Raw genomic sequence first — 17,359 nt, forward strand, 5'->3', positions numbered from 1 at the left:
GATCTAGAGTATCTAAGAAACCATAAATTGTGGGAAATGATAAAAGACGCAACAGAATTTCTAATGAAATGGAGAGACGAAGAAACCAAACTGCCGAAGCCTATAAGCTATGATCTTTGGGAGGAAAGAAAGGGAATCTTCACTTATTCGTCTTCTGCTGTTTATGGCGGGCTCTTAGGAGCATCTAGAATCGCCCACAATCTCGGAAAACTGGGTTTTTCAAAACGTTGGCATGAAGGGGCAGAGGAGATAAAAGAGGCGATCCAGAGATTCCTATGGAATCCAAATACCCAGAGATTTAGAAGATCAATAAAACCAGAAGACGATACTATCGATTCATCGTTATTTGGCATTTGGTTTTTTGATGTCCTTCCACCTTCAGATGAACGTGTGCGTTCTACCATGAAAGCAATAGAAGATCATCTTTTGAAAGAACGTGGAGTTTTCAGATATCAAGGTGATAATTATCAAGGTTATGAAAATCCTTGGATTATCTGCACACTATTTCTTGCGGAATATTATCTCTGGATTAATGAGACCAAAAAAGCTATTAGATTATTTCATCTAGTTGCAGACAATGCTTTAGAGACCTATCTACTTCCAGAACAAGTTGATTCTAATGGAAATCCATTAAGTGTTGTGCCATTAACATGGTCACATGCGCAGTATTTAATTGCTTTTAAGCAGTTAGCAAAGAAATTAGCTAAATAAAAAAAGAATGAACTCTCAAAGAGAGAATTCATCTTAAGCTTTAACTTTTCGTATCAAATATCTTTGGATAAACTTGTAAAAGAAGAAGCTTGCAGGTGACGCAAATACGCGAAAGATCTTTTGGCCGAGCGGAGCCTTTTCTGGGTATGCCCAATCCCATAAAGTTTTGTTGAAAAGCGTGTCAATTGCACTTGGAACGGCTATTTTTGCCCAGACACTTAGATCTGCAAATTTATTAATAGCATCCAAATTGAAATACTTGTCTTGATTCTCAAAACTCATCTTTTTCAAAAGGTCAATTCGTCTTTCAATTCTAGCAATGTATAATTCTAATTGCTCAATTGTTTGTATGTAATCATCATCAGTAAAAACAACTTGTGTTAGTTCTTCTTTTCTATATTCGCTTAATTCATTATCTTGCAGAAAAATAGGTGTCCGCCAAAGGATACTCTCAAATTTATTCAACTGCAAATACTTATTCCAAACTGTAGTGCGTTTAAACTTTTTTGCTATCCAATTCCTAAAGAAATAATAATTTTTCTTAAGTTTATACTTGAAATTTCCAATTTCTTTTATTCTCTCCTTCAATCTCCGGTCAAGGTCAAATATCTGATTCATGTATCTATCTAGGTCTATATCTAAGCCCTTTAACTCATCTGATTCCAAAAAGTAGAATTCGTAATAGCGTTTAGCATCAAAGGGAGAATGTGGTCTTAATATCCCAGTTAATCGTCGAAAGAATCTTGCTAAGCCGTCTACGAACAGGTGTATAAAAGTAGACGAGTTGACTATCTTTGAATATACCTTTTCGAAATGGACACGAGTTGTTAACTCTTCGGGCTTTAATAGTCCCATGGCATGATCTCCTGGTTGGAGAAAAACTTCGCATCCTTTTACGGCATCTTTTAATGTTTTATGTTTTCCAAGATCGTCTTTCATCAACACTGGAAAGCCGTGCGCGGCGGTATTAAGAAAATAATAGTCTTTTAGACCGCCTGCTGCTGGAAAAACTTGGAATATTACTCTCTCAAGGTCGCCTGGGTGATCTGCATCTACAACACCTTGTATAGATATGCCTTTTGAGAAAGCGAGAAATGTGTACATTACATATCTTTCTTCGACCTTAAGTCCAGGTAATTTTAGGAGAAATCCTATCATTTCTGAAAGGCCCTTAGCTTTCGCCCATTCATGCGTCATTATTAGATATTTTTGTCGTTCAAGATCGGATTGGATAAATTTGAAAAGGCTAAGTGTGTCACGTTCTTCCACGAGTTTTTCTAGTTGTTTGTACATATCATCGTAGGTCGTTTCGTATTTCTCAACGACTGTATCCCTGCTTTTCTCTTCATATCTTAGTTCTCTCTCTGTGATTGCTACTTTCATCTTCAATTTGTTTCTTCACCTTTGTACGAACTTATCTTTCTCGTAATGAAAATATGTTCCTTCTAAATAGAACTCAATTAATTATCTATATACTATATTCATCAAGTAATAAGAACTTACCATATAACCTTAACTTACTTTAATATCGCGTTATTTTACAGCTATATAGCCCATTCATAGTAATTAAATGCTTTTGTGATTTTGAGCGTTTTTATTGCGTTACTCGATTTAAAATCCTCAAGATGTGCCACTTTAAACTGCCAGTTTAAAGTGATAGTTTGTGATCGTTTTAAAAGAATTATTCTAAAAGGTAATCCTTTTAAAAACATGGTAACTATGCAAATCCGTTGATGCTATCAACCACAAAATACATGTATCAAACTAATATAGCATATGGAAGATAAAAATTATTTTCTCGACTTCTGCTCCCATGCGTAGGAGTCAGAAGTTTCCTATTATTAGAGAATCAGAAGAGGTGTAAAAATGAGTTTTGAGGATATGCCCGTTGAGGTGGGCGTCATCTATGAGGGTGAGCGCGTTCGCAAGGCGCAGATGCTTGTTGAGTTCGGAGGACCGAAGATTGAGCACAAGTACGAACTGTGCCGGGCAAAAAAGATGGATGAAATAGAGGACATGAAAGTAATCATAGAAGGACCAGATATTTCGGAATTGGAAGAAGGAAAAAGTTATCCCTTTGGAATGGTCATAGAAGTTGCAGGAGAGCAAGTCGAAGAAGAACTTGAGGGTGTCATTGAACGGCGTATGCACGAATTTTGCAACTATATCCAGGGTTTTATGCATCTAAATCAGCGTTATGACATTTGGTGTCGTGTATCAAAAGATGCGTTCAAAAAGGGTTTGAATTCTTTCCAGTACATTGGTACAATTCTGATGCGACTTTACAAAGCAGAACTATCTATCATTGAGAAATGTCAGATGCGATTTATTACCGATCCGAAGAAAGCAGAGCAGGGCTATGAAGAGGCATTGCAGATCTATGAAGCACGAGACGCAAGAGCTAGAGCACTCAGCGATGATGACGTTGAAGAATTCTATGGATGCGTTCTCTGTCAATCTTTTGCACCTAGCCATTGTTGTGTCATCACTCCACAAAGAATGGCGTTATGTGGAGCTATTTCATGGTTTGATGCCCGTGCATCTGCAAGAATCGATCCTAAAGGTCCAAACTTCAAAATTGAAAAAGGAGAATGTCTTGATCCGATCAAAGGTGAATATACTGGGGCAAATGAGGCAGTGAAAGAAAAGTCGCTCGGAGAGGTAGAGCGAGTCTATTTGCATACAATCTTCGAATATCCTCACACGAGTTGCGGCTGTTTCGAAGCTATCGCGTTCTACATCCCAGAAGTCGATGGAATCGCACTTGCTCACAGAGATTTTCGTGGACCAACCGTCAACGGTTTAGCCTTTTCAACAATGGCGACATCTGTTGGTGGAGGTCTCCAGACTGAAGGTTTTCTTGGAATCTCTATTGAATACATGCGGTCACCTAAGTTTCTCCAAGCAGATGGAGGATGGTCGCGTGTTGTATGGGCGCCCGCAGACATAAAAGAGCGTGTAAAGGACGGAATACCAGAAGAACTCTTTGACAAAGTAGCAACAGAAAATGATGCAATGGCCGTAGAAGACCTAGAAGCATTTTTGAAAGAGAAACAGCACCCAGTAGTTGAAAAATGGGTTGAAGAAGCAATCGAAGAAGCGCCAGAAATACCGGCAGAAGCAGCAGCACCAACTCCTGAGATGCAATATAAAATGCCTCAGCCGATGCAAGTTCCTCAGATGAACGTGCCGATCACAGCAATGCCTGGAATGGGTGGCATCCAACTTCAAGGATTTATCTCTCTCCCAGGATTAGTTCCACCAGGCGGCGGCGAAGATAAAATCACCTTAGTCTTGAAAGGCGTCAAGATTTTTGCAGAGAAAGCGTATATTAAACGAGAAAAGAAGGGATGATAAAATGGCAAGCACATCGTTAGAAGAACTACTCGCACTTCTAGGTAAAGTTGAAGAGATTGAACTGGAAAACGTTAAACTTGAGGCAGATGAGTTAATTCTATCGCTTGCAACGCGTATGCTTCTCCCTTCGGCAACGAAATCTCCCGTACAAATGCCTATAGTACCTCAGCAGGCTATGCTTAAACCAGAACTTGAAAAACCTAGATTGCCAGAATTTCAGGAGATAGAGTTTGAGCCTCCTGCTATAGAGTATCCCGGGGAGGTTGTTGAGGTTCAAATTGGTGCAACAAAATCAGAAGGTGGCACCCGCGACTATTCAGTAAAACTTGGCGGACAAAACATCATGCCCTTCTATAAATGGTTACGCGAAACACCTAATCCTCCCGTCGTTAGCTTAGACGTGTTCGATATGCCTATCACACTCGCTAAGGCTGTTCGCACGCATATAGATGACGTCATAGAAGATCCTGGGGAATGGGCAAAAAGATGCGTTGATAAGTTCAACGCTGATATGGTTACAATACATTTGATATCAACAGATCCTTATCTACAGGACACATCTGCAAAAGATGCTGCAAAAACAGTCGAAGAGGTACTTCAGGCTGTGAAGTGTCCAATAATTATTGGAGGATCTGGAAATAAAGATAAAGATCCAGAAGTATTAACAAGGGCGGCAGAAGTTGCAGATGGAGAAGCAGTATTACTTAATTCAGCTGATATGCATATCTATAAACCCGTTGTAGATGCTGCAAAGAAATATGGTCATGTCGTGCTTAGTTGGACGCAGATGGAAATAAACGATCAGAGAAAACTTAATACACTAATAATGGAGGAAGGATTTCCTAGAGAAAGAATGATTATCGACCCAACAACCGCATCATTGGGATACGGTTTGGAGTATACCTACTCGATCATGGAGCGAGTAAAACTTGCGGCACTTAAAGGTGATGAGATACTTCAGATGCCCATATCTTCTGGAACTACAAATGCATGGGGTGCTCGAGAAGCGTGGTTAAGTGACAAAAAATGCGCGCAGTTCGGCTTGCCATGGGGCTCACGGGATTTGAGAGGACCACTATGGGAGACATTGAGTGCTATGTCCGTGATGCTGGCGGGAGCTGACCTGCTAATGATGATGCATCCAGGTGCAGTTGCAGGGTTCAAGGAACTCGTGAAAGCATTCTTAGATACAACAGAGAGGGATTTGCCGCCAATCGGCGAATGGATAACAATGAAATGAAGTGAGGGATGAAGAATGAGCAAGAGATTAAAACCGCTGGATATTTTCAAATACCTTCCAAAAACGAATTGCAAAATTTGTGGCGAAGAGACGTGCATGGCATTTGCCATGAAACTCATCGAACGCGGAGTAGAATTAAAAGATTGCACACCACTATTCGAAGAGCCAAATTATCAAGAAAATAAGGATACTTTGATAGCAATACTTCGACCTCCAGTTCAACCTGTTAGAATCGGTACTGGTGAGAAGTCAGTTATTATTGGAGGAGAAGAGGTCGTATATCGTCATCAATTAACATTTTACAACGAAACAAAATTCTTTGTAGATGTTCATGACGAAATGGAGAATAAAGAACTGACTGAGCGTGTGAAATTTGTTGATGAATATAAATTGTTTAGAATTGGTGAATATCTGAACCTCAATGGGATCGCAGTACGCTCCGTTTCAAAAGATCCTACTAAATTTGCAAATGCTATCAAAGAGGTACTCAAACTAACAAAGATGCCTATTATGTTGTGCAGTTTTGACCCTAAAGTAATGAAAGCAGGTTTAGAAGCTGCAAAGGACAGACTTCCTCTTATATACGCCGCCACATTAGCAAATTGGAAAGACATGGCACAATTAGCACGTGAATATAATTGTCCCCTAGCAGTCTTTTCTACCGATCTAACCATGTTACAGTCCGTAGTAGTCGCACTTCGCAAAACTGGACTTGATGATCTCGTACTTGACCCTGGTACTTACGGTGGCGAGAATATAGGTCGTACGTTAAATAATTTCACTATGCTTAGAGTGGCAGCGATTCAAGCTAGTAACGAAAACGTTGGACATCCATTAATAGCAGTCCCAGCTACAGTGTACTTAGAAGCCGATAAAGGTGTTGAAACAGCATGGAATGAAACGATTGTAGGAGCAATGTTAATTAATAGATTCGCAAGCTTGATGGTTATTCATAATATTGAACTTTGGTCTCACCTAGCACTTCAAACCCTAAGACAATCTATCTATCAAGACCCACGAATACATCCTTCAGTAGAACCTGGTCTAACTGTAATTGGTAACCCCGATGAAAACAGTCCTGTTTTCTTGACGACGAACTTTGCGCTTACTTTCTACACAGTAAAATCAGATCTTGAGCAGGCTAAGATAGATAGTTGGTTGTTAGCGGTAGATACTGAAGGGATTGGTGTTGAGAGTGCGGTGGCAGGCGGACAACTCAGTGCAGAAAAGGTAGCTGACCTATTTAAAGACACGGGTATCGAGGACAAAGTCAAACACAGAAAAGTTATCATTCCAGGAATGGCTTCGCGAATTAGCGGAGAAACTGAAGATGCTACAGGAGGCTGGACGGTTTTAGTAGGACCGCGTGATTCCAGTGGTATTCAGAAGTTTTTGAAGGAAAAATGGACCGCTGAAGCTACCGCCTAATTTCTTTTCTCTTTTCTTTTTTTATAGGAAACGGCACAAGAAAGCCTCACAGCTTGAGCCTGAGGTAGTTCACTTTGCTCTATTTGAATTCATCTAGGCTCAATTGTCGAGTTGTTTCTTTTTTAAGCGGTGGAGGGACATAATCAAGTACTTCATTCTTGTTAGACCTTCCCTCCAGCAGTAAGCGACCATATTCCCCATCATATCCTGGAGAAATATGTAATTGATTTAGACGCGTTTTTAAAATTGTATTTGCAATGTCTGCTGTGGTAACTTCAAGTAATTCTTCTAGAGAACTATTTAATAGAACTTCAAACTCGTTACCGAATGCATATATTAGTTTTTGATATTCTGACCATACACTTTTAGCATAAATTGTAGCAATATCTTTGGCTACAGCAATGATTTCTGAAAGTGGAATTAACGTCTTAAAATCTTGTTTCTTTTCTGGTTTATATCCTTCTTCTCGATCTGCAAGTTCTTCTATTCGATGAAGAACTCCAACTGTGAAAGGTTTATTACAAATTGGACAAAGGCAATTATTTCGCTCAATAGCATAATTAGGGTGCATTCTGACACCATATTCATGTTCATTTTTGTTTCCATCTTTGTAATAAATCCGTCCTTTTCTATGACCATCATAATGGTATTTTCCATAAGCAGGATTAACTTCTATAGTCATTGGAAATTCTAGGATATTTTTATTTCTTATAGCATTAATCAAATTTGTATAAGTCAATTCATTTAAGTTGAAAACATTGGCTTCTCTTCCGATACGCCAGGGCCAAGGTGAGTGACAGTCGCTATTGCTAACGAATATGTATTTATCTAAAGCTGAAATCCTCCAATTCATAGCCAAATCAGAAGAAAGACCTGTTTCAAGCGCATGAATTTCATCAATTTTGTCTTGATAACATTCTTCTAGGGAATTAAAGCCACGTGCTCCTAAAACAGAAAAATAAGTTGTCCAAATATGAGCAGGAATGCATTCGATCTCTTTATCAGTTTCTTTCATTATTTCAAGTAGTTCAGCAGGAGTCATCCTTAAATCTGGGCGACCATCACTAGACAGCTTCCCATATTTGGATAGAACATCATTTAATTGTATAGCAGCATCAAAACTTGGGACAAGTAAATGTTGGTGAATCTGCTTGCTTTTTCCTTCATACTCAAAAATAGTATTGACTTCTCCAGTTAAGATAAAATTCATACTATTATATGAGAATAATTTACTGCCTTCGAGTGGAGTCAATTTTTCTCTTAATTCTGCAAGCCAATTAGGATGAGTAATGTCTCCTGTTCCAATTAAGTCTAGTCCTTTAAGAGGTCCGTAATGGGCTAAATTCTCCAAATCCATTTTTTTTGAAGTACCGCCAGAATATTTCGAATGAACATGAAAATCGACAAAGAAAACCAAATAAAGATCGCTCCATGCAATTGTATTATATATTCTTCGTTGTTTGGGGTCTTTTGTTTAAATTTTTTTCACGAAGGATATTCTAATTTATTTTCGAGATCAAATTTGAAATACACAAAACAACAGCTCAAGATTGCGATAATAGAAACAGAAAATGGAACGATTCGTTGCCAAAGTGGATATTTATAGAATAACAGAATTTCAAATGCCATATTTTCAGAATCTATGGACAATTCAATAAATCCAATTTCACTCATTTTGATTTCGACAAGATTTTCAGTAGTCTCAACTTGCCAATAGGGAAAATACACTTCTTTAACAAGGAGTTCTATTCGGGGAGTATTTTTTGTTACTTTAATCAAGATCTTATCTGGATCTGGCCGTTCATAAGTTATTTCAGCATGACCTATTTTTACATCTATGAATGACACATTAAAGTTTGCTTCATAGAGATAGAGTGAATCAATATTTAGTATAAGGTGAAATTGATGTGCTTGAAGCAACTGGAGTTTTTCTTCTGATCCGATTAACACCCATTTTATCCCGTAAAGAGAAGCTCGTTCAAGTAAATATTCGTAAACCCATTCTTCTGAAGGGACAAGATCATTGATGGTATATGATGTAAGATTCTGAAAAGGATGGAGAAACCGTGCTTGCGGGAACCAACCATCTAATAAGGGTTTATCAGTGTAATATGGGAGAGAATAGATCCAAGAGGGGCTTTTTATTGAGAGAATTCGTCCATATGCCTCAGAGTCTCTTAAATATGTGATAAGCTGTTGTGGGATCTCTTGGTTCTTTTGAAATATATCTTCAGCATAAAGTGTTCCTCCTTGTCCATACCTTGGTTGAATAAATGGTACTATAAAAGAAAAGATGATTAGAGATAGGAGTAAAGATGATACAAGCCTATTTGAGAATGAAATAGTATGGTAATTATCCTTGAAGAAGGTCACAAGAAAGAGGAACATTCGAGCCCCCAGCAACGAAACTGGTATAGAAGCATAGAGCATAAATCGTAAAATATCTAAATTTTGATTTAAAGGAAAAATCGAGAAAAGAATCGCACGAGGACCTAATGTCAGCCAGAAGAATAATACAAACCAACTAAAGCAAAAAATCATGTTTATATCAAAGGTAAACTGAGATTTTGTGAATTGAGGGGAAATATAGATAAAAAGTATGAGAGTTACGCAAATAAGCAGAAGCAACATGTGCTTTATGGTAACAATAAACCCATTGTTTAAAAAAGCGTAAAACGTGTAGGAAATAATAATCGCAAAAAATACTAAAGCAAACACTATTCTGATTCTTTTATCTTTTTTTGAAGGTAATATGCTATATAAGACCAAAAAAAATAACACTGCGCTCAGTAAGATGTGAGATAAGCCAATTATCGAAATATAAAATCTAAGAAGTACTTTAAGTGATAGAATAGGTGCTGAAGGATTCAAGAAATTACCATAATAGTTGATATTTACAATGAATGGTATAATCCATACTGCAGCAATTGCCAAAGCTGCCAGTGTCACCAAAGATAAGAGTTTAACAATTATAAGATTGCGAGAATATACAACTTCGAATATTGAAAACATGCACAGTAAGAAAAATCCGATAAACGCACTTAAATGATGTATAAGAATTAAGGATCCCAGTAGAAGACCTGGAATCACAAAAGAGCCATTCTTTTTGTATGAATGAATAAATTTTCCTAAAGTAAGACATACTAAAGGAAACGCTACAACATTCGGAAATCTACCGTAATATAATAAATTCATAATGAAAACTGGAGACAGTCCTAAAAGAAAAGCGGCTAAAATTGATTCATTCTCATTAAAACTTAGATTTTTTGCAAGATAATAGGCACAAAAAGGTGTTGAAGAAAAGAAGATAATAGAGAGAATTTTGAAAGAAAGAAGTGCTGATGAGCCTGTTGATAAACTTGCTGATAAATAATAACTTGCTGGAGGATAATAAAGAAGAAATGGATACCCTGCATACCAGGCGTGACACCAAGGTTTTAAAAGACCATATCTAGAGAGATATAGAATCTTAAATATATGTGAATTGGTATCAACACCACCTGGAATACCAGGGGGGAGTATCCAGGATGCTATTGCAAAGAAATAGAGAGAAATAAAAAAAAGCCAGTAATGACATTTTTCTAGTTGAATAAATCTGGTCCTCATTTAATAAGGCCTCTCTCTCATTTAAGGAAAATTCTTGAGTAAGTTATAAACGTAACTTTTTGAATCTAACTCTCAGCACCGTTAAAAAAAAGCCCAAAATGTCATTTAATCCAAGTTTTGACTCCCCGATACGACGATCTATAAAGGTAATTGGCACTTCTTTCACTTTAAATCTATTTCTCAAGGTTTCTACTAACATGTCAAGTTGAAAAGCATAGCCTGAGCTTTTTACAGCGGACATATCAATTTTATTCAGGACTTTAGCACGATAGGCCCTGTATCCACTTGTAACATCTTTTGCAAATCTATTTATTTGCAGTATTAATGCTGCTAAAGTATTGGCACCCTTCGAGACCATTTTACGGTAAATTCCCCAGCCTACAATGTTTCCACCCACGATGTAGCGCGAGCCAATAGCTAGATCATAACCTTTAAGTACTGCATCTACAAGTCTTGGAATGTCTCGCGGATTATGCGAGTGATCAGCGTCCATTTCCATGGCAATTTTGCCAGATGCCTTTTTGAATCCCGCTTTATACGCTGATCCAAGGCCAGACTTAACTTTTCGGTGGATTACCGTAATATTTGGGAATTTTTTTGCTAAAGTGTCCGCAAGCTCTCCAGTTCCATCCGGACTATTATCATCAACAATAATTAGTTCACCATGAAGATCATTCTCCTTAAAAACGTCAATTATCTTTGGAACAAGAGTTTCAATGTTCTCTCGCTCGTTGTACGTGGGTAAAACAATTGAAACTAACGGATTCTCACGATCATTCATGGAACTATCACTTATCGAATCTATGCTCTAATCATATTTCATTGAAGAAGAAAATAAACACTAGAGAACTAATTACAAGTATGCAAAATTTAAAGTTTGCCACGTATTTCGAAAAGCCTAATGATCTTCATTTCGATGATTGTTTTCTCTTTTAATCATGTTAGTAACTTTTTCTTTCCCTTTTCGGAGATATTTCGTCCAGTCAACCATAATCACTAAGAGCATTACTGAGATTGTGATAATTAGAGTAACTACTGGGACGATTGGATCTTGAGAAGAAGTTATTTGTCCATTTCGGATAGCTTCAATGTCGATTCCATAAAGAAGAAGGACTTGTCTACCTGCTTCTGTTTCCGCAGCACTACGAACAAGATATGCAATACCAACTGCAAGTAACACTTTGCCAATGAAACAAGCAACTAGTGCATATCCTATATTATAGTTCACCATACCTAAAACAATTAGAAGCAGATCGTCAGGCAGTGGTGTTGCGGCAAAGAATATTATAAGAGGGATTCCATAGCCTTTTTTCACCAATTTCGCGAGTGAATCAAGTCGTTTTCCGTAAGAAGTATCTTCAATCATTTCGCTCGTACCTCTTCCCAGGAGCCATGCACTAAGTTCGCCTATGGATGCTCCAAATCCAGCAGCTACGCCTACGAGTAATGGGTTGATAGGAAGTACCACAACAATAATTGCCAGAGCAATTATGTAGGGGACTGGCATGATCACAGAGACGTTTCCAATAATCGAGATTAAAAAGATGGCTACGTAAACGCCAAGATCGCCGTAGTTGGAGTGGAAATAGAGCACGAAGCGTACCATGAGTTCGCCAATGTTTATACCTATTAGAGCGATTGCAATCATCCCACCAAAAAAGGCAACAAACAATCCAGCAATTATCAGATTTTTTACTCGTTTACTACGCAAGAGCTCTTTGTCAAAAGGCATTCATATCACAATTTTCTGATTTTTGCGAAGAAGACTGTTAGTGAAAACTCGAAACGGCCATATATAACTCATTCGCAAAGAACGGTAAATAGTGAAAAAAGGAGTGAAAGCCGCAATTTACATATCTGTCTCTTGGATAGCTTGATTAACAAAGACACGTTTATTTGGTGCGATATCTTTATCTATTACAACTCCTGGTCCTACCCACACTTTATTGCCAATTTTTCGTCCAGGCATAATGCTACAATTTACTTCAAGAGTTGTTTGGTCTCCAATAATTGCGCCCAATTTAGTTCGTCCGGTATCTATTTTATCTCCGTTAACAAGGGCATATATCGTCTCTCCTGCGCTATAGTTGATGATGTGCGTTCCTGCACCTATGTAAACGTTATTTGCAATAACACTATCGCCAATGAAGCTCAAGCGATTGATAAATGAACTGCCGAGTATTACTGAATTTTTGATTTCGACGCCAAAACCAATTACTACATTGCTTTCAATAGCCGTGTGATCACGGATCAATGAGTTATCTCCAATAAACGTGTCTTTCCCAATGTAAACCGGTCCTTTAATAACTGCTCCTGGGCGAATTTTTACGCCGTCTGAAATCCAAACAGGTCCTTCTACTTTCCCATCTATCTCGGCATCTTTAGAGATGTATGACCCTTCTTTCATTAATCGATCCATAACAAATTGAGCAGCAGTCAATGTATCCCATGGATACTCTACATCAATCCATTGTCCTTCCCAGATAGCAGCATATACATTTCCACGTTTACATAGTTGATTAATCGCCAGATCTAATTGCTGATTTTCCTTAAGGAGTTTAAAAATCTCAGGACGGAACATATACAAACTTGAAACCGCATATTTACTTAATTCTGATCCTGGGACAGGTTTCTCTATAATTTGCTCTATTCTTCCATCTGATACGTCAAGTGCTGCGACACCATACCGACTCACATCAGGAGCAAGTGTTAGTGCTATAGTGCTATCAGCATTAAATTCATTAAAGGTGTCTATCGTTCGTTGAACCATCTCCTTATCGACAAAGAAGTCAGCATGAGCAAGTAGAAAATAAGTTTCATCTTTTAATTCGTTTTCTGACTTTAAAATAGCATCTTCTATTCCAATTTGGTTTTCTTGGACTATATATTTTATATCTACTTCAAAATCAAACCCTGACCCGAAATAATCTATAATGGATTCCTTTTGGTAACCTACAACCACCACAAGATCCGTAATACCCACAGACTTAAGCAAATCTATAATATGTTCGAGGATTGGTTTGCCACAGATGTTGAACATAGGTTTAGGTCTGTTTACAGAGAGCGGTCTTAGTCTGCTTCCTTCACCTGCAGCAAGGATTAATGCTTTCAATTTATTTCTCCTCCATTTTTTTAATAAGTTTGACTTCGTTTTTGGCTAAGATATATGTTCTTATAAATCCTACCAAGCTAGGAATCAGGATTATACATGACGCAATGGCTACATAAAGGTAAAGTTGTAATGGTTTAAAAAGAAGATAGGCAAGGAACATTCCAATAAACAATCCTGTCGCTAAGACAAATATCATAAAATAGTTTAAAGAAAGAGTGTAAAGCCTAAATAATCTTTTTTTGTCAGTTTCCTTATTTTCTTGTGAATCTGCCATTTAAATAGCCTCATTGAATTTCATTTTGATGGATCACGGACATAAAAAATGATGTCATGATGGAACTCCTAGTCAAATGGCGGAATATTATCGAATAAAAATATTTTGAGAGGAAATTGGAAAATTAAGAAGACTAAAGCTTGTAGCCAATCTTTCTAAGAAATTCTTTTCGTTCTTTCTTTTCTTGTTCCCCTTCGATTCCTTTTGGAGAAAAGCCATCAATAACGCCCAATATTCCGTTTCCCTGTTCAGTAGTAGTAACAATGATCTCTACAGGATTAGCAGTTGCACAGAAAATTCCACATACCTCTGGAACGAGTTTTATTCGATTGAGGACGTTGATCGGATAACCATTTTTCATATGTATGACAAAAGAATGTCCTGCTCCAATTTTCATCGCATTTTTTGCCGCGATTTGTATCAAGTTTTCATCATTCCCCTCCGTACGTATCAGGCATGGTCCAGATGCTTCACAAAAAGCAATTCCAAATTTTATGGTTGGGGCAGAATCGGCTAAAGCCTCATACAAATCTTCGATCGATTTGATAAAATGTGTCTGCCCAAGAATGCAATTAGTCTCCTCTGGAATATCAAGTTTAACAGTTTTTAATTCCATTTGGATCGCCCTTTAGGATGTGCTTTTAGAAACTTTATAATACTTTCCGCAAGAAGACCCCCCAACTTGTTGGGGGGATGAATTGCGTGTTTTACGTGTTTCACTTTCACCGTAGTGTCCCTCAGCTTTAAATAGCTTTTTACGTATAGTACATCTAGTAAAATGAATTTCAGGGGAACACAGGGAGAAGTCTGATTGTAGGGTGGTGGTAGTTCACGTATGTAATATTTTTTAACTTGATCGGCAGGAAGTACCAGATTTAGATCAATCACAGTAATAAAAACCAAATGTCTATAATCATTTAAAGGTTAAAAATTTCAAAAGGAAGAGGATCTTCATGTCTTCTGAAGAAAAGGATGAAAAAATGAAGAAAATTGAAACAATGATTAAAAAAACCATAGACTATGCAAAAAAGAAAAGAATAGAACATAAAAGATTTGATGAAGTTCAAGAACCATTACGTTGCTCTAAATGTGGCAAAATAGTCTTTCGTTATAGTACCCTGCCATATAAGAGTGTGGTATGTCCTGACTGCAGTAGAGACAGAACGAAGATAGATGTTAGCACAAAAATAAAAACCTTTGAAAAAGAAAGTTCGAAAGTGGAGAACAAGGAGACAATTACAAGAAAAAAAACATTTGAAATTATACGAACAGAATCTGGAATTAAGGTAAGACAAAAAGTGATTGAACAAGATGAGCAAGATGAGCAAGAGTGATGATGACAAATTTCCTTGCGAAGAAGAAGCGTTAGAGTTGCTTAACAAATATGGTGTAGATAAAAACATCATTGAACATTCAAAAGCGGTGTGCAAAAAAGCACTTGAAATTGCTGAAAAAATTATTCAGAAAGGATTAACGACTGTAAATATCGGCTTAATAAGGGCAAGTGCACTTCTCCACGATATTGGACGTTATAATGAAAACAGTATACGACATGGGGTTGTAGGAGGAGAACTAATTCGAAAATTAGGATATTCTTCTAAATTGGCAAGAATAGTAGAAAGACATGTATTATGTGGCATCTCAGAAAGATTTGCTAAAAAATTCGAATTTCCTAATAGAAAGTTCATCCCTGAGACCGTAGAGGAACTCATAATATGTTATGCTGACAAACTAGTTGCTGGTAGAAGAGTAGTTGATTTAAAAAAAAGGTTTTCTTATTGGATACGAAAATATGGTAGGACCCAGTTACTAGATGAAAGCATCAGAAGAACGAAACGTGTAGAGAAAAAAGTTCTTGAGTTAATGGGAAATTACACTGAAAAAAATCCCAACAAATGAGAATATTTTTTGTTATTATCTAAAAGAGACAGCAAGTTACTCTTGGTTTCTTTTTTCAATGTACTCAGTCTTTATAATTGTCACTCTTCAAAATTATTATTTTTCCCTTTTTCTCGTAAAAGACGGAAAGTTTTCTTTGTAAAAAGAAGCACGTATTTGTATATGAAACTGGACCCTAGAGATCCGATGCCTCAAATGAGGGCTACGAATGACAAGCAAAAGGATGAGAAAATATTTACTAAGCCAAAGTCACTTCAAATTTACATACAGGATCGCCCAATGTTTTGCACTGAACTTCTCTTACATAAGCTTTCGATGACCCCTTATAATGAACTTTATTTATAATACGTTCAAGGCTTGCTTCGAGTTCTCCTGCTATAACATCACAAACAGGTATAAATGCTCCTTGGGGAAAACCAAGTGTATAAGGGCTTTCTTGAAGTACTAAAAACGCTTTTTTTTCCGTTAAAAACTGAAGTTCTACATCCACATCTGAAAGACCCACTAAAACTTCTTGGACAAAAGCTTTTAGAAGGGACATCATATTCTCGAACGTTTCGGGCAATTTTATCGCACTGTGATCGATATATTCTTGATATGCTTGTTGCCCTGCACGCCGACCTGTTGCATGCAATATTCCTTGCGTAATTTCATTTAATCCCATAATTCGCAGAATTGAACTCCAAACATAAATTATCCAATTGCGATAAGCTTCATCAAAACGGGTTCTTTTCTTAATCCAGTTGACAACTGAGGATTGGATTTCCGAAAGTTTTGAAGATTGAGTTGGATCTTCTATCAGATCTTCAGTTGTAGTTGCTACACCCTCTATAGGTTGTTCACGTATCTTGATTTCGAAGTTACACGAGGGGTTATTCATGGCTTTGCATTTTCTCTCAACCACATGAGCAAAGTATTCTTTATGGCGCAAATCTTTATAATAATTAAGCATACGCTCCAATAAAGCCTCAATAAAGCCTGATATGAAACTACATAAAGGTATCCTTGAATTTTGTACCTCATACGTAAAAACACTTTCTCTTAAATCAAGTATAGCTGATGTTTCATTCGTTGGAGTTAATGATATCTTGCTCGAAAGAGGAGTAATTATTGTAGTTAAGAACCTTTGAATAAACTTCAGGACATCTTCAAAATTAGGTGGCGGGACAACTTCAGTTTCTTCAAACTTATTTTCTATAAAATAATCATTGAACAGAGCATGCGCAGCATATCTCCCTGAACTGTGTAATAGACCAACAGACCTTTCAGTATAGCCTAAAATTTCCACAAAAGATCTAAGAACCCATCTCAGCCAGTCACGGTAAATATTTTTTATGGAGACCCTTCCTTTAAACACACTGTCATAGTTCATTTTTCCGCCTCTAAACTGACATTAATATTTATTTATTGAGTTATGAGATAGTATCACAAATGTACCTCTGCTTATTTACTATTATGTCTTGACTTTTGTTAGAAAATTCCCTTGTTGAAAGTCATATCTTGCAAATCTTGATTATGAGAATATAAATCAAGGACTGAGATAAACTTTTTGTAATATATTAATTCATTAACTAATATTTTTAAGATGAGAAAATAGGCAGAGAATCACAAAATAACTGTTCTATAAAACCTTTAAAATAAAATATTTGCAAGCAATAGATTTCTTCGGATTGGAACTTTGTATTTATGGCTTCAAAACACAATATGCATTTAGATTTCAAGACGCATATCC

The 17,359-nt window shown here is 37.1% G+C and carries 15 protein-coding genes; 6 read left to right on the forward strand and 9 right to left on the reverse strand.

What is annotated here, in order from left to right; genetic code table 11:
- Positions 1 to 711, forward strand: a 711-nt coding sequence (locus QVB70_RS02095) for a glycoside hydrolase family 15 protein (protein WP_287582898.1), incomplete at its 5' end; no start/stop codon positions are given.
- A 33-nt stretch (positions 712 to 744) separates the two neighbouring features.
- Here QVB70_RS02095 and QVB70_RS02100 read toward each other — a convergent pair.
- Positions 745 to 2,100, reverse strand: a complete 1,356-nt coding sequence (locus QVB70_RS02100) for a hypothetical protein (RefSeq protein ID WP_287582899.1) — start codon at positions 2,098 to 2,100, stop codon at positions 745 to 747.
- Positions 2,101 to 2,577: 477 nt separating this feature from the next.
- On the opposite strand from QVB70_RS02100, the gene cdhC reads away from it, so the two are divergent.
- Genes cdhC through acsC form a run of 3 tightly spaced genes read left to right on the forward strand, consistent with a single transcriptional unit; the run spans position 2,578 to position 6,736 of the window.
- Positions 2,578 to 4,065 carry a CO dehydrogenase/CO-methylating acetyl-CoA synthase complex subunit beta gene (cdhC, locus tag QVB70_RS02105; RefSeq protein ID WP_287582901.1) on the forward strand — a complete coding sequence of 496 codons (1,488 nt, stop codon included), beginning with the start codon at positions 2,578 to 2,580 and terminating at the stop codon, positions 4,063 to 4,065.
- 4 nt (positions 4,066 to 4,069) lie between these two features.
- The gene (cdhD, locus tag QVB70_RS02110) at positions 4,070 to 5,308 is read left to right on the forward strand and encodes a CO dehydrogenase/acetyl-CoA synthase subunit delta (RefSeq protein WP_287582903.1); all 1,239 of its coding nucleotides are present in this window, start codon (positions 4,070 to 4,072) and stop codon (positions 5,306 to 5,308) included.
- 15 nt (positions 5,309 to 5,323) lie between these two features.
- Positions 5,324 to 6,736, forward strand: a complete 1,413-nt coding sequence (gene acsC, locus QVB70_RS02115; protein ID WP_287582905.1) for an acetyl-CoA decarbonylase/synthase complex subunit gamma — start codon at positions 5,324 to 5,326, stop codon at positions 6,734 to 6,736.
- Positions 6,737 to 6,815: 79 nt separating this feature from the next.
- Here the strand turns inward: acsC and QVB70_RS02120 are convergent, their stop codons facing one another.
- The 7 genes from QVB70_RS02120 to QVB70_RS02150 form a co-directional block, all read right to left on the reverse strand.
- Positions 6,816 to 8,153 carry an endonuclease Q family protein gene (locus QVB70_RS02120; RefSeq protein WP_287582907.1) on the reverse strand — a complete coding sequence of 446 codons (1,338 nt, stop codon included), beginning with the start codon at positions 8,151 to 8,153 and terminating at the stop codon, positions 6,816 to 6,818.
- 68 nt (positions 8,154 to 8,221) lie between these two features.
- Positions 8,222 to 10,342 (reverse strand): 6-pyruvoyl-tetrahydropterin synthase-related protein, encoded by a 2,121-nt coding sequence (locus QVB70_RS02125; RefSeq protein WP_287582909.1) that lies wholly within the window; start codon positions 10,340 to 10,342, stop codon positions 8,222 to 8,224.
- 43 nt (positions 10,343 to 10,385) lie between these two features.
- Positions 10,386 to 11,123 (reverse strand): polyprenol monophosphomannose synthase, encoded by a 738-nt coding sequence (locus QVB70_RS02130; protein WP_287582911.1) that lies wholly within the window; start codon positions 11,121 to 11,123, stop codon positions 10,386 to 10,388.
- Positions 11,124 to 11,240: 117 nt separating this feature from the next.
- Entirely contained in the window at positions 11,241 to 12,074 is an 834-nt protein-coding gene (locus QVB70_RS02135) for a VTT domain-containing protein (protein ID WP_287582913.1), read from the reverse strand.
- A 117-nt stretch (positions 12,075 to 12,191) separates the two neighbouring features.
- Positions 12,192 to 13,454 (reverse strand): bifunctional sugar-1-phosphate nucleotidylyltransferase/acetyltransferase, encoded by a 1,263-nt coding sequence (gene glmU / locus QVB70_RS02140; protein WP_287582915.1) that lies wholly within the window; start codon positions 13,452 to 13,454, stop codon positions 12,192 to 12,194.
- A 1-nt stretch (position 13,455) separates the two neighbouring features.
- A complete protein-coding gene (locus QVB70_RS02145; RefSeq protein WP_287582917.1) occupies positions 13,456 to 13,728 on the reverse strand; it encodes a hypothetical protein in 273 nt (90 codons plus the stop codon).
- Between the two features lie 133 nt (positions 13,729 to 13,861).
- Positions 13,862 to 14,344 carry an adenosine-specific kinase gene (locus QVB70_RS02150; protein WP_287582919.1) on the reverse strand — a complete coding sequence of 161 codons (483 nt, stop codon included), beginning with the start codon at positions 14,342 to 14,344 and terminating at the stop codon, positions 13,862 to 13,864.
- Positions 14,345 to 14,681: 337 nt separating this feature from the next.
- On the opposite strand from QVB70_RS02150, the gene QVB70_RS02155 reads away from it, so the two are divergent.
- On the forward strand, positions 14,682 to 15,062 hold the full coding sequence (locus QVB70_RS02155; protein ID WP_287582921.1) for a hypothetical protein: 381 nt from the start codon (positions 14,682 to 14,684) through the stop codon (positions 15,060 to 15,062).
- Entirely contained in the window at positions 15,049 to 15,627 is a 579-nt protein-coding gene (locus QVB70_RS02160) for an HDIG domain-containing metalloprotein (RefSeq protein WP_287582923.1), read from the forward strand. The genes QVB70_RS02155 and QVB70_RS02160 overlap by 14 nt, the downstream gene beginning before the upstream one ends.
- Positions 15,628 to 15,865: 238 nt before the next feature.
- On the opposite strand, the gene QVB70_RS02165 is transcribed toward QVB70_RS02160, so the two are convergent.
- Positions 15,866 to 16,999: a hypothetical protein gene (locus tag QVB70_RS02165; RefSeq protein ID WP_287582925.1), complete on the reverse strand. Its 1,134-nt coding sequence runs from the start codon at positions 16,997 to 16,999 to the stop codon at positions 15,866 to 15,868.
- Positions 17,000 to 17,359: the final 360 nt, after the last annotated feature.

This window comes from Candidatus Borrarchaeum sp., from assembly GCF_019058535.1.
Lineage (GTDB): Archaea > Asgardarchaeota > Sifarchaeia > Borrarchaeales > Borrarchaeaceae > Borrarchaeum > Borrarchaeum weybense.